Annotated in this window: 8 protein-coding genes; 4 read left to right on the forward strand and 4 right to left on the reverse strand. The window is 71.4% G+C overall.

The genetic code is table 11. The features are described from left to right. Positions 1-8: 8 nt before the first annotated feature. Positions 9-1,241 carry a type VII secretion protein EccE gene (eccE, locus tag RPX00_RS17320; protein WP_406640581.1) on the reverse strand — a complete coding sequence of 411 codons (1,233 nt, stop codon included), beginning with the start codon at positions 1,239-1,241 and terminating at the stop codon, positions 9-11. A gap of 813 nt (positions 1,242-2,054) precedes the next feature. On the opposite strand from eccE, the gene eccB reads away from it, so the two are divergent. The 3 genes from eccB to RPX00_RS17335 are packed head-to-tail and all read left to right on the forward strand — an operon-like array spanning position 2,055 to position 5,113. Then, a complete protein-coding gene (gene eccB, locus RPX00_RS17325; protein ID WP_406640583.1) occupies positions 2,055-3,677 on the forward strand; it encodes a type VII secretion protein EccB in 1,623 nt (540 codons plus the stop codon). A gap of 54 nt (positions 3,678-3,731) precedes the next feature. Next, positions 3,732-4,076: a hypothetical protein gene (locus RPX00_RS17330; protein ID WP_406640585.1), complete on the forward strand. Its 345-nt coding sequence runs from the start codon at positions 3,732-3,734 to the stop codon at positions 4,074-4,076. Further along, the gene (locus RPX00_RS17335) at positions 4,073-5,113 is read left to right on the forward strand and encodes a WXG100 family type VII secretion target (RefSeq protein ID WP_406640587.1); all 1,041 of its coding nucleotides are present in this window, start codon (positions 4,073-4,075) and stop codon (positions 5,111-5,113) included. Before RPX00_RS17330 ends, RPX00_RS17335 begins: the two co-directional genes overlap by 4 nt. Positions 5,114-5,179: 66 nt before the next feature. Here the strand turns inward: RPX00_RS17335 and RPX00_RS17340 are convergent, their stop codons facing one another. Genes RPX00_RS17340 through eccD form a run of 3 tightly spaced genes read right to left on the reverse strand, consistent with a single transcriptional unit; the run spans position 5,180 to position 8,252 of the window. Next, positions 5,180-5,953, reverse strand: a complete 774-nt coding sequence (locus RPX00_RS17340; RefSeq protein WP_406642961.1) for a S8 family serine peptidase — start codon at positions 5,951-5,953, stop codon at positions 5,180-5,182. 59 nt (positions 5,954-6,012) lie between these two features. Further along, positions 6,013-6,843 (reverse strand): S8 family serine peptidase, encoded by an 831-nt coding sequence (locus tag RPX00_RS17345; RefSeq protein WP_406640589.1) that lies wholly within the window; start codon positions 6,841-6,843, stop codon positions 6,013-6,015. 8 nt (positions 6,844-6,851) lie between these two features. Next, positions 6,852-8,252 carry a type VII secretion integral membrane protein EccD gene (gene eccD, locus RPX00_RS17350; RefSeq protein ID WP_406640591.1) on the reverse strand — a complete coding sequence of 467 codons (1,401 nt, stop codon included), beginning with the start codon at positions 8,250-8,252 and terminating at the stop codon, positions 6,852-6,854. A gap of 327 nt (positions 8,253-8,579) precedes the next feature. On the opposite strand from eccD, the gene eccCa reads away from it, so the two are divergent. Then, positions 8,580-12,593, forward strand: a complete 4,014-nt coding sequence (gene eccCa / locus RPX00_RS17355) for a type VII secretion protein EccCa (protein WP_406640592.1) — start codon at positions 8,580-8,582, stop codon at positions 12,591-12,593. Positions 12,594-12,616 lie beyond the last annotated feature (23 nt).

Here is a 12,616-nt window from a genome sequence, read left to right on the forward strand (position 1 = left end):
GCCGCTACTCATGCGGTCCCTCCAATCGGCAGCGTCGCGGAGAACGCCGAGACCTGCATGCCCTTCAACGGGGTGAGGTCGACGTCCAGCCGCTCCGCGATGCTCTGCAGCCGCTGGTCGGCCGCGTCCAGCTCACGCGGGTTGCGGGCGCTGAGCCGCACCACGCCGCGCAGGCCGATGCGGCCCTCGTCGGCGGACGGCGAGATCGCCATGGCGACCGTCGCGGACAGCGCGCGCACGCTGGTGAGCCCGTTGAGGCTGCCGCTGATCTTGCCCTTGGGCCAGCCGGTGATCGCGTAGCTGGAGTGCCCGATGCCGGCCGCGGTGACGCCGGTCCAGCTCTCCTGCAGGCTGACCTTCTCGTTCGAACCGGCGACCGCGGTGAGTTCGGCCGCGGAGATGCTGGCGCGCAGCAGTTCGTCCGGGTCGAGCGGCCGGGTCGGCACGCCTTGGGACTCCAGCGCGTTGCGCACCCGCGACAGCGCGCCGATCATCGCGCGGTGCGCGCCGACGACGCCGCCGCCGCGTTCCCGGATCGCGTCCGGGCAGCGCCGCGGGTCCAGCCGGACCGCGATCCACGTGGTCCGCCGGGCGGCCGCGGGCAGCGGGCCGAGCACCTCGAGATAGGAACTGAGCGCCGGGGCGTCCGCGGGCATCGCGGCCGAACCCGGGTAGCTGTGCCAGATCATCTGGATGGAGTCCAGCAGCACACCGCGGTCTTCCAGGCACGGCGCGAGCGCGGACAGCGGAAGGCTGGGCGCGCCGCCTGCCTGGGAGATCATCGCCGGCGTCGGCTCGACGAGCAGGACCGCGGTCCACGTACCGTCGTTCCAGGCGATGCCGACTTCCTGCCGTTCGTGGTCGACGGCGTGCGCCACCACGAGGTCCGGCACGGCCAGCCGCAGCAGGCTGACGCGCGCGTCCTCGGGACCGGTGACGGCGCTTTCCTCGGCGAGTTCCTCGATGCTGGTCGGCGGCGGGGGAGTCGCCACGCGGCCGTGCGAGCGGAACCGGTACCGCAGCGTCAGCGAGAGCCACTGGGTGAACCAGCGGCCGCCGACGCGCAGGAACGCGAGGATCAGGCCGAGCGCCGCGACGCCGATCGCGACGTACTTGAGCTGCATGTTGATCGCCAGCAGCACGAGACCGATCGCGACGCCGACTTCCAGCACGACGAGGTTGACCACCGGCAGCGGGCCGAGCGAGATGCCGCCGGAACGCCGCCGCGAGGGCGGGGCCATCCGGAGCGCGGTCGCGGTGCCGCCGCCGGCCGGGGAGGGTTCGCTGCTTTCGGGGCCGCCGCCGCTGTTCGGGCCGCCGGGACCGCCAGGGCCACCCGGGCCTCCGGGTCCGCCGCCGCCAGGTCCGCCGGGCCCACCGGGGCCGCCGCCTCCGGGGCCGCCAGGTCCGCCAGGGCCTCCGGGACCGCCAGGCCCGCCGGGGCCGTTGCCGCCGGGACCGCCCGGACGGGGTGCGCCGGGGCCGTTGCCGCCAGGACGTCCGGTCCGCGGCCCGCCAGGACCACCCGGTCCTCCAGGTCCGCCAGGCCCACCGGGCTTGGGTCCGCCGGGACCAGGCTTAGGCCCGCCCGGGCCGCCGGGTCCACCGGGGCCGCCAGGCTTGGGCCCGGGAGCACCGGGCTTCGGAACGCCGGGTCCGGGAGTGACCGGTCCGCCGGGCCGTCCGGGGCCACCCGGACCTCCGGGACCCCCCGGTCCGCCAGGCCCACCGGGACCCCCCGGTCCGCCGGGAGCACGAGGAGGCATGCCGGGACCGCCGGGAGCCGCGCCGGGGCCGCCTGTTCTGCCAGGCCGCTGCGGCGGACCCGGGGGACGTCCCCCGGGAGGCGGTGGCGGTCCCTGCGGACCAGGCGGACGTGGAGGCGTGCTGACGGACATCCGCGCGTTCTCTTCCCCTCGTGAGTGCTGCGTACCCGGAAAGCCGGTCCCGGGATGCCTGACCCTAACCGGAGTTGGTAGAAACCCCACACCAGACGGTCCCCGTACGGCTATCCTGCGGAACCGTACCGCGACGGGGAGGACTGTAGGTCGAGAATGCCATCAACACCCACGACTAAGTCTCAGGTTCAGGCATACAAGTTCGTCCTGCGCAGGATGCAGTCCGCGCTGGTCCGCCGTGATGCGGTGATGCTGCACGACCCGATGCGCTCGCACGGGCGCGCCACGACGGTCGGCGTGATCCTCGGTGTCCTCGGCGCCGTCGTCTTCGTGCTGTGGGGCCTGCTGAGCCCCGCGCCGTCGGTGCCGTCGTCGGACAACATCGTGATCGGCGAGCAGTCCGGCACTGTGTATGTCGTCACGGGCAACCCGGCGCGGCTGATCCCCACCTTCAACCTCGCCTCGGCGCGGCTGATCCTCATGGCGCAGAAGCAGCAGGGGGGCCAGGGCCAGCAGCAGGGCGGCCAGCAGCAGGCGGCGGAGGCGAAGAACCCGACCGTCGTCTCGGATGAACAGTTGAAGAACATGCCGCGCGAGAAGCTGACCGGCATCCCGGACGGCCCGCAGCTCCTGCCGTCGGCGGACCAGCGGATTACACCCAATTGGGCGGTCTGCGACGAGGTGGTTCTCGATCCTTCGCTGCCGCAGCAGGACTCGGTGAACAAGACCAACACGGACGTGATCGCCGGCATCGACAAGCTCGGCGGCGAGCTGCAGGAGAAGCAGGCGCTGCTCGGCGACGCGGGCAACGGCAAGACGTACCTCATCTACCGGCTGCCGGCGACGCAGAGCAGGCCGTACGCGAACACCGTGCGCGCCGAGGTGCCGTCGGGCACCAGCGACCCGGTGCGGTCCGCGCTGCAGCTGCCGACGAAGTCGCGCAAGGTGTCGCAGGCCTTCCTGAACGCGATTCCCGAGGTCTCCAAGCTGACCCCGCCGCTGGTCGACGGCGACGGCACGACGCCGCCGAGCAACTTCGACGGCCTGACGGTCGGCAACGTCTTCTCGACCCAGCCCTCCGGCGGTGCGCTGGAGTTCTGGCTCATCGCCAGGACCGGCATCCAGAAGGTGTCGCCCGCGGTCGCGGACATCGTGCGGACGGCCAAGAGCGGCGGCTCGGCCACCACGCCGACCCTGACTCTCGACAAGATCAACAACGTCAAGGTGCTGCAGCAGGGCGACCCCGGCTACGTGAAGGTCGACGACTACCCGAAGGTCGTGCCGACCGTCCTCGACGCCACGCAGGGCTCGCCGGTCGCGTGCCTCGGCTGGTCGCTCAACGCCGACCACACCCAGGCGCACACCTCGGTCTACATCAACAAGCAGATCCCGGTGGAGAAGAACGCGGACGGCACCTCGAAGATCATCAACGTCAGCAACACCGGCCCGAACGGCGTGCCGATCACCGGCTTCTACATGCCGACCGGGTACGGCGCGGTGGTGCAGTCGGCCACCGAATCGGAGAAGACCTTCAACAAGGGCCCGATCCAGCTGATCTCCGACCGGGGCATCCGGTACGGCGTGCCGGACGCGGCGACCGCGGACGAACTGGGGCTGAACAACCGGCTCCCCGCGCCGGAATCGATCATCGGGCTGCTGCCGACCGGTGCGTCGCTGAACGTGCAGAACGTGATGAAGCAGTTCGACTCGGTGCCGATCGACCCGAACGCGGGCTCGTACAAGCAGGCGGCCGGACAGCAGCAACCCGCCGGGAACTGACGGCGGGTTCCGTCCGTCACACTCGGACATAGCCGGGTGAGCGGAGGAACGAACGTGGCAGCGCCGGGAAGCAGTCCGGGAACGAGTGCCGTGCGGATCGACGGCGCGGTCGTCGGCGGCTACGCGGCGAAAGTCGCGCGGGCGGCCGACGAACTGGAGACCGCCGCGGGCGAGGTGGGCGCGGGAGCGACCACCGCCGAGGCGTATGGCGAGGCGGCCGCGCGGCTGGGCGTGCCGGAGTCGTACGCGCAGGCGGCGCGAGCATTGCGCGGCCAGCTCACCACCGGGGTGGCCGCGCTGCGGTCGGTCACCGCGGCGCTGGAGCAGCTCACCACCGGCCACACCGAGCGGGACGCGGACGCGGCCGAGCGGATCGAGCGCGCCGGGAGGATCTCGTGACCGAGCCGTCTCTGGCGTACGTGACCGATCTCGCTCGCGAGCTGGGAGTCACCGATCCGGTCGCCACGTACTACCGGCCGCTCACCGGCCGCTGGGAGGAGCTGGACGCGGAGGCGGAGAGCCTGCGCGCCGCGGCCCGCACGGCGGCCAGGGTGTCTCAGGACCTCGCGGACGACCTCGGCCGGATCGACGCGTCGTGGTCCGGTCCCGACGCGGACGCGTTTGTCGCCTACCTGGGTGAAATTCGCGCCGCGAGCGAAGGCGCGGAGGACGCGCTCGACGCGCTGGCCGGATCGCTTGACCAGCTCACCGAATCGCTGCGCAAGATCGCGGGCGCGGCGGAGGAGGTGCTGGTCGACGCGGCCGATCTGCTGTCCGAATCGGCGATGCTGCCCAGCGGCGGGGCTTCCCGGGCGCGGTCGCAGATGCGCGAGACCGAGCAGTCGCTGAAGTCCTTGCACGAGGCGGCGGAGGACGTGCTGCGCGAGTTCGGCCGGTTGTGCGCCGGGGTGGACGCCCCGGCCGGGACTCCGTCGAGCATCGAGCTGCGACACCACTATCCGGCGCAGCAGTTCCGGCTGCACGACGCTGATTCGCCTGCGGGCGCCCCTGCCGGGGCTAGTCCGCCGGCCGCTGCCGAAGAGTCCACAGTGGCCTCTTCAGCGTCCTCTTCGGACGATTCGGTGAGCCCGTCCGCCGTGGAGAATGCCCATCACCCCAAGGAAACCGCCGCCGATCCGCGGCTGGAGCAGGGCCAGGCGGGCATTCCGCCTGCCGAGCCGATCGCGCCGGCCCCGCAGCCCGCGGCGGCGAACCAGGGCTCGGGCACGTCGATGATGCCGATGATGGGCTTCGCCGGAATGGGCGGCGGAGGCGGTGGCGGCGGCAGTGCGTCGCACAAACCGAGGCAGCGCACGGCCGCGAAGACGTCTGAGATCTTCGGTGAGCCCGCGCAGGTGACTCCGCCGGTGATCGGCCAGGACCCGCCCGCGAAGCGGCCTGAGAAGGACGGTAAGCCGCCGAAACCCGGAAAGTGACCGCACGGACAGCAAAAGGGCCGCCCTCCGCAGTGAACGCGGGGAGCGGCCCTTTTCGTGCCGAGGTTATCGAGGCGGTGCTGTCCCGGACCGGTTCCGCCGGATCGTGTGCACCACGAACAGCGTGATCAGCAGCGCCGCCACGCCGCCGCCGGTGCCGGCGAGCGCGACGATCATCGGCGTCGAGCTGATGCCGTCGGCCGGGGGCAGTTTGGCCTCCTCCACCACCGGCTTCGGCAGCGCGAGGTTGCCGGTGTCGCCCGGCAGGTTCGCGGTGAGAGCGGCCACCGGGTCGATCACGCCGTAGCCGACGAAGTTGTCGCGTCCGCCGGGCGCGGCCGGGTGCTGCGCGGTCGCCTTGAGCCGCTTGACCACGTCGCGCGCGGGCATGTTCGGGAACATCGAGCGGACCAGGGCGGCGACGCCCGCGACGTACGGCGCGGCGAAGCTGGTGCCCTGGATCGGCGACGGGTTGCCGTTCGCGATGGTCAGGTTCGCCAGTCCGGTCGAGTGCTCCGCCGGGTCGAGCGAGATGATCTTGGTGCCCGGCGCGGCGACGCCGACCCACGGGCCGTGCACGCTGAACGGCGCGACGCCGCCGTCCTCCTGGATGGCGCCGACGGACAGCACGTCGTCGGAGAACCACGGCGGCGTGACGACCGACTTGGGCTTGTTCGGGTCGGCCTGGTCGTTCTGCGGGCAGCTTTCCGAGACGTTGCCCGCGGCCGCGATGACCACGATGTTGCGCTCGGCCGCGTAGTGCACCGCGGCCTGGACCTTGCGCTCGCCCTCCTGGATGTCGCCGGGAGCGGTGCCCGCGCGGCAGTGGTCGACCGACATGTTGATCACGCCGGCCCGCTGGGTGTCGGCGATGCCGCGGATGATCTGCGCGAGCGTGTTCAGCGTGCCCGCGGTGCCCTCCTTGGCCAGCTGCCGGTTGTCGCCCTTGTTGTCCTGCTGCGGCGACGTGCCGCCGGGCTTCTCGCCGCCGGTGCCGGTGCCGCCGCCGGACGACGGCGGGAGCTGGTTGTTGCTGCTGCCCGGCGGCTGCTCGGTTCCGCCCGCGGGCGGCTGGCCGGTCCCGCCTGAGGGGGAGCGGCGGGCTGCTGCGGGCTGTCGTCCTTGGCGTAGTTCTCGCTCAGCTGCCGGTAGGAGACGATGCGCGCGTCCGGGGCCACGCCGATGAAGCCGACCCGCGTCGGGTCCTGCGGGTTGCCCGCGATGATCCCGGCGACCTCGGTGCCGTGGCCGTCGCAGTCCTGCAGGCCGTCTTCCGCGCCGTTGTCCGGATGCGCGACGTAGTCCCCGCCGCTTTCCACCCGGTCCTGGAACCACGGATGCGGCGTGACGCCGGTGTCGATCACGGCGACCTTCTGGCCCTTGCCGACCGATCCGGTCGCCGCGCGGACGATCTCCTGCGCCCGCTGCAGCTGCAGGTATTCCTGGCCCCACGGGCGGGTGTTGATCTCGACGTTCTGCCCGAGGCTGCGCTGCACGCAGTCGTTCTTCTTCTTGTACGTGGTGTCCGGGCCGTGGGTGTCGGCGGGCGGCTGGTCGCCGGGGCCGAGCGGCGGCGGAGTGGCCCAGGTGCCCGCGGGCGCGGTCACCGTCTGCGCGGACGCGGGCGCGGCGGCGAACGGGGACATGATCCCGAGCCCGGCCGCGAACAGCGCCACCCCGGTCCGGCCGGGAAGGCCGAGCTTGCGGGGGAAGGAACGTCGGGAGCCCATGGCGCGGCTCACTTGAGGTTGAGGTGGCGCAGCGTCGAGTAGAGGTCCATCACGCCGAGGGCGAGCGGCAGCACCACGGCGATGCAGATCGCCTCGATGATCTCGACGGTGCGGCGCAGCGGCGGCGAGAAGCGCTGGTCCGGGAAGACCACGCCGACCACGAGGGCGGCCGCGGCGATCAGGATCAGCGCGCCGAAGACGTACAGCAGCCGCTGCTCGGCGGTGGCGGAGAAGAACAGCCAGCCGAGCAGGATGCCCGCCGCGGCGACCATGCCGGTGGTAAGCAGCGCGATGGCCTGCGCGCCGTTGGCATAGGCACGGGCGCGCAGCAGCAGGACCAGCGTGGCGACGACGCCGAGGATGATGCCGAAGACGTTCGGCGCGGTGGCCGCGAGCACCGCCGCGATGGCCGTGGTGGCTCCGCAGCCGATCATCAGGCCGGTCATGTAGTCGTGCGCGACCGCGGTGCGCTGCTCGATCGCCTTGTAGTCCGGGAAGCCGGTGTCTTCCTTCAGCTCTTCAGCGGTGCTCGGCACGTACGGCAGCGGCAGCTTGGCGAGCCAGATGGTGGCGCGCGGCAGGAACGAGATGCAGCCCAGCGCGACGGCGACCGTGCCCGCCGCGACCGACGCGGTGTCGGCGCTGGTCACGAGCGTCGCGATGAGGAAGGCGAGCGAGCCGAACACGCCCGCGGTGGCGGTGGCGATGAACACCCGGATGCCGGTGCCGACGACGAGGATGCAGACCGCCGAGACGATCAGCACCAGCACCGCGCCGAGCAGCAGGTTCGCCCGGACCGACAGCCCCGGCACGATGTAGAACCCGCTGACGAACGCCAGCGGCAGGCCGCCCGCGGCGGCGATCAGCACGCCGGTGGCCTCCGCCTGGTAGGCCTTGGCGAGCGTGGCGCCGACCGCGACGCAGGCGATCGCGCCGAGGCCGCCGGCGATCGCCGGGCCGAGCGAGGAACCGCCGTAGAGCGAACCGCTGAAGAACAGTGCGAGCGCGGAGAAGAACAGCGCGAGCCCGCCCGCGACGTGCCCGAACCGGCGCGCGGTTTCCTTCGTCCACGGCCGGAAGGTGTCCGGGTCGGCCTCCGCGATGGCGTCGACCACGTCGTCGTACAGCGGCGGCGGCGGGTTTTCGTTCCGCTTGCGCAGCTGCAGCAGCTCGCCGTCGACGACGCCGAGGGACGCGAGCGTCCGGCTCGGGTCGAGCGGGGCGTCGCCGAGCTTGGCCAGTGCCCATCCGCCGTGCCGGGCCCCGCCGTCCGGAGTGACCTCTTTGGCCATCTCCAGAAGCATGGGCAGCAGATCGGCCACCGCCACGTCGGCCGGAAGCGCGACGTCGATGCGTGTCGTCGGTGCGACCACCGTGACCCTGCTGAATACCGTCGTGCCCGTTGCCACTAGATCCCCCGCTCTGAAGAGTCAGCTCCCGGGGGAACTTATACCGAACCTGGTGACAGGTTTCAGCGCGTGTCGGCAAATCGTCGGCGAAAATACCCGTCCAGGCCGGTTTAGGCCAGATCGACCAGCGGATTCGTCCTCCTGGTCCGATAACTGTCGGTGGCGGTCCTTACACTCGGGCGCGACGGAGGACGGGTCCCGCCCGGGGCCCGTAGAGGGGGTGTGCGATGCCGATCCTGGAGTTGGCCGGATTTCCGGGGCGACGTTCGATAGGTTGTCCCGCGCACCCGGGTGCAGGCGTCGAGCAGGAATAGAGGGGTCCCTTCGATGAGCACGCTGCAGTTCAAGAAGTCGCCGCGGCTGGCCGCGCCGCGCCCGCCCGGCGGCGAGGTGCACCTCGAGCCGCCGCCGGAGGTGCCCCGCACGATCCCGGGCAACATCGTCGCGAAGGCGATTCCGGGCGTGATGATCTTCGCGTCGCTCGGGATGATGATCTTCATGTTCACCGCAGGCGGGCGTAACCCGACCACGATCATGATGAGCGGCATGATGCTGATGGGCACCGTCGGCATGCTCGCCGGTGGCGGCGGCAAGGGCGGTGGCCAGAAGAAAGCCGAGATGGACGAGGACCGCAAGGACTACCTGCGGTATCTCGGCCAGATGCGCGACCGCGCCCGCGAGGCGATGGTCGACCAGCGCGCCGCTCTCGAATGGGTGCACCCGGATCCGCAGTCGCTGTGGTCGCTCGCGGCCAGCCGCCGGATGTGGGAGCGCAGGCAGAACGACCAGGACTTCCTGCACCTGCGCGTCGGCCGCAGCTCGCACCGCCTCGCCACCCGGCTGGTTCCGCCCCAGACCGGCCCGGTGGACGAACTGGAGCCGATCGCCACCCTCGCGCTGCGCCGGTTCGTGCGCGCGCATTCGATCGTTCCGGACCTGCCCACCCAGATCACCCTCCGCGGGTTCGCGGCGGTCAGCATGCAGGGCGAGCGCCACCGCACCCGGGCGCTGACCCGCGCGATGCTGGCCCAGCTGGTGGCCTTCCACAGCCCGGACGACGTGATGATCGCGGTCGCCACCGCGGGCCGGGCGAAGGAGGAGTGGGAGTGGGCCAAGTGGCTCCCGCACACCCAGCACCCGACGCTGTCGGACGGCATCGGCCAGCTGCGCATGATGGCGGGCTCGCTCAAGCAGATCGAAGACTGGCTGGACGAGGAGCTGCGCGACCGGCAGCGGTTCTCCCGCAACGCGACGCCCGCCCCGGACCAGCCGCACGTCGTGATCATCATCGACGACGCGGAGGTCACCCGCGAGGAGCAGATCATCCTCGAGGAGGGCCTGGTCGGCGTCACCCTGGTCGACCTGTCGGATTCGATCGGCAACCTCGCCGCGCGGCGTGGTCTGCGGCTCGTGGTCGAGGAGGACCGGCTCGGTGCGCGCAGCGCGGGCGGGGTCGAGTGGTTCGGCCGTCCGGACAAGCTGAGCGTGGTCGAGGTCGAGGCTTTGGCGCGGCTCATCGCGCCGTACCGCGTCGGCGGGGGCGGCGGTCAGGACGTCAGCGAGGAAGAGCCGCTGCTGTCCAACCCCTCGCTGCTGGAGCTGCTCGGGATTCCGGGCGACCCGATGACGTTCGACGTGCAGCAGGCGTGGCGGCCCCGGCCGATCCGCGACCGCTACCGCGTTCCGTTCGGCGTCGGCGAGTACGGCCAGCCGGTCGAGCTGGACATCAAGGAGGCCGCGGCCGAGGGCATGGGGCCGCACGGCCTGTGCATCGGGGCGACCGGTTCCGGTAAGTCGGAGTTCCTGCGGACGCTGGTGCTGGGCATGCTGGCTACGCACTCGTCGAGCACGCTGAACTTCGTCCTGGTCGACTTCAAGGGTGGTGCGACGTTCCTGGGGCTGGACAAGGCCCCGCACGTGTCCGCGGTCATCACCAACCTCGCGGACGAGGTCACGCTGGTCGACCGCATGAAGGACGCGCTGGCCGGCGAGATGAACCGCCGCCAGGAAGCGCTGAAGAACGGCGGCAACTTCAAGAACGTCTGGGAGTACGAGAAGGCCCGCGAGAACGGCGCCGACCTCGACCCGCTGCCCGCGCTGTTCATCGTCTGTGACGAGTTCTCCGAGCTGCTGGCGGCGAAGCCGGACTTCATCGACCTGTTCGTCGCCATCGGCCGGCTGGGCCGGTCGCTGCAGATGCACATGCTGCTCGCGTCGCAGCGGCTGGAAGAGGGCAAGCTGCGCGGTCTCGACTCGCACCTGTCCTACCGGATCGGCCTGAAGACGTTCTCCGCGGCGGAATCCCGCGCGGCGATCGGCGTGCCGGACGCGTTCGAGCTGCCGTCGGTGCCCGGTGGCGGGTACCTGAAGTACGACACCTCGACGCTGGTGCGGTTCAAGGCTTCCTACGTCTCGGGCCCGTACCGGCCCGCGGGCATCAAGGCGGCCGGGCCGGCCGCCACGGTGGTGCGCGCGGACAAGCGGCCGCAGCTGTTCGTGCCGGACTTCGTGGAGCTGCCGAAGGAGCCCGAGCCCGAGCCGGTGCTCGAGGAAGAGGCCCCGAAGCAGCAGGAGTCCGAAGAGGCGGTCGAGCCCAGCGAGCTGGACGTCATCGTCAGCCGTCTGGTCGGGCAGGGCCCGCCGGCGCACGAGGTGTGGCTGCCGCCGCTGAACGAGCCGAACTCGCTCGACACGATGCTGCCGAACCTCAACCCCACCGACGACCGCGGTCTGTCCCCGGTCGGGTTCTTCGGCAACGGCAGGCTGCAGGTGCCGATGGGCATCGTCGACCGGCCGTACGAGCAGCGGCGCGACCTGCTGTGGGCGGACTTCTCCGGTGCACAGGGCCACGGCGTCATCGCCGGCGGCCCGCAGTCGGGCAAGTCGACCATGCTGCGGACGCTGATCATGTCGATGGCGCTCACCCACACCCCCGAGGAAGCGCAGTTCTACTGCCTCGACCTCGGTGGCGGTACCCTCGCCGGTCTCGCCGACCTGCCGCACGTCGGCGGGGTCGCGGTGGCCCGGCGCGAGCCGGACAAGGCGCGGCGGATCGTGGCCGAGCTGACCACCCTGCTGACCGAGCGGGAAGGCCGGTTCGGCGCGCTGGGCGTCGACTCGATGACGGAGTTCCGCAACCGGAAGCGCCGCGGCGAGATCACGCCGGAGCAGGACGCGTTCGGCGACGCGTTCCTCATCGTGGACAACTGGCGGGCGCTGCGCGACGACTTCGAGGAGCTGGAGACGTCGATCACGCGGCTGGCCACCCAGGGTCTTGCCTACGGCGTGCACGTGGTCATCTCGGCCAACCGGTGGGCCGACCTGCGGCCGGCGATCAAGGACATGCTCGGCACGCGGTTCGAGCTGCGCCTCGGTGACCCGACGGAGTCCGAAATGGACCGCCGGATCGCGGTCAACGTCCCGGCCGGGAGGCCGGGCCGCGGCCTCACCCGGGACAAGCTGCACCTGCTCACCGGGCTGCCGCGGATCGACGGGTCGAGCGATCCGGACACGGTCGCGGCGGGCGTCGCGGACGCGGTCGCGAAGATCCGCGGTGCGTGGCGCGGCCGGGTGGCCCCGCAGGTGCGCCTGCTGCCGGAGATGATCACCTACGACGAGGTTCTGGCGATCGACCAGAAGCGGGACACGAAGCTCATCCCGATCGGCGTCAACGAGGAAGACCTGCAGCCGATCTACCTGGACTTCGACGCGGACCCGCACTTCTTCGCGTTCGCCGACGGCGAGTCCGGCAAGACGAACCTGCTGCGGCAGATCGCGCGCGGCATCACCGAGCGCTACACGCCGCAGGAGGCCGTGATCCTGCTGGTCGACTACCGGCGCACGATGCTCGGGTTCCTCGAGGGCGATTCGCTGCTCGGCTACGCGGTTTCGTCGGCGCAGCTGGACAGCATGGTCCAGGACGTGCACGGGTCGATGACGCGGCGGCTGCCGGGTCCGGACGTCACCCAGGAGCAGCTCAAGACGCGGTCCTGGTGGACCGGTCCGGAGCTGTTCGTCCTGGTCGACGACTACGACCTGGTCGCCACCCAGTCCACCAACCCGCTCAAGCCGCTGTCGGAGTTCCTCGCCCAGGCGAAGGACGTCGGTCTGCACCTGATCGTGGTCCGGCGCACCGGTGGTGCGTCGCGGGCGGCGTACGACCCGGTCATCGGCAAGCTCAAGGAACTGGCCGCCACCGGCATGGTGATGAACGGTTCCCGCGACGAGGGCAACCTGATCGGCAACATCCGGCCGAGCGCGATGCCGCCGGGCCGGGGCAACATGCTCAGCCGCAAGAACGGCAAGCAGCTCGTGCAGGTGTCGTGGATCCAGCCCGACTGACCGGAAGAGGAGGAGCCGCCGCA

This window comes from Amycolatopsis sp. WGS_07, assembly GCF_045278895.1.
In the GTDB taxonomy this organism is placed as follows: Bacteria; Actinomycetota; Actinomycetes; order Mycobacteriales; family Pseudonocardiaceae; genus Amycolatopsis.

What these genes read in the sequence shown, in the direction of transcription:
- eccE (WP_406640581.1), bottom strand. Translation starts at nt 1,241, where the DNA reads ATGGCCCCGCCCTCGCGGCGGCGTTCCGGCGGCATCTCGCTCGGCCCG.
- RPX00_RS17340 (WP_406642961.1), bottom strand. Translation starts at nt 5,953, where the DNA reads ATGTCGGTCGACCACTGCCGCGCGGGCACCGCTCCCGGCGACATCCAG.
- RPX00_RS17345 (WP_406640589.1), bottom strand. Translation starts at nt 6,843, where the DNA reads ATGGGCTCCCGACGTTCCTTCCCCCGCAAGCTCGGCCTTCCCGGCCGG.
- eccB (WP_406640583.1), top strand. Translation starts at nt 2,055, where the DNA reads ATGCCATCAACACCCACGACTAAGTCTCAGGTTCAGGCATACAAGTTC.
- eccCa (WP_406640592.1), top strand. Translation starts at nt 8,580, where the DNA reads ATGAGCACGCTGCAGTTCAAGAAGTCGCCGCGGCTGGCCGCGCCGCGC.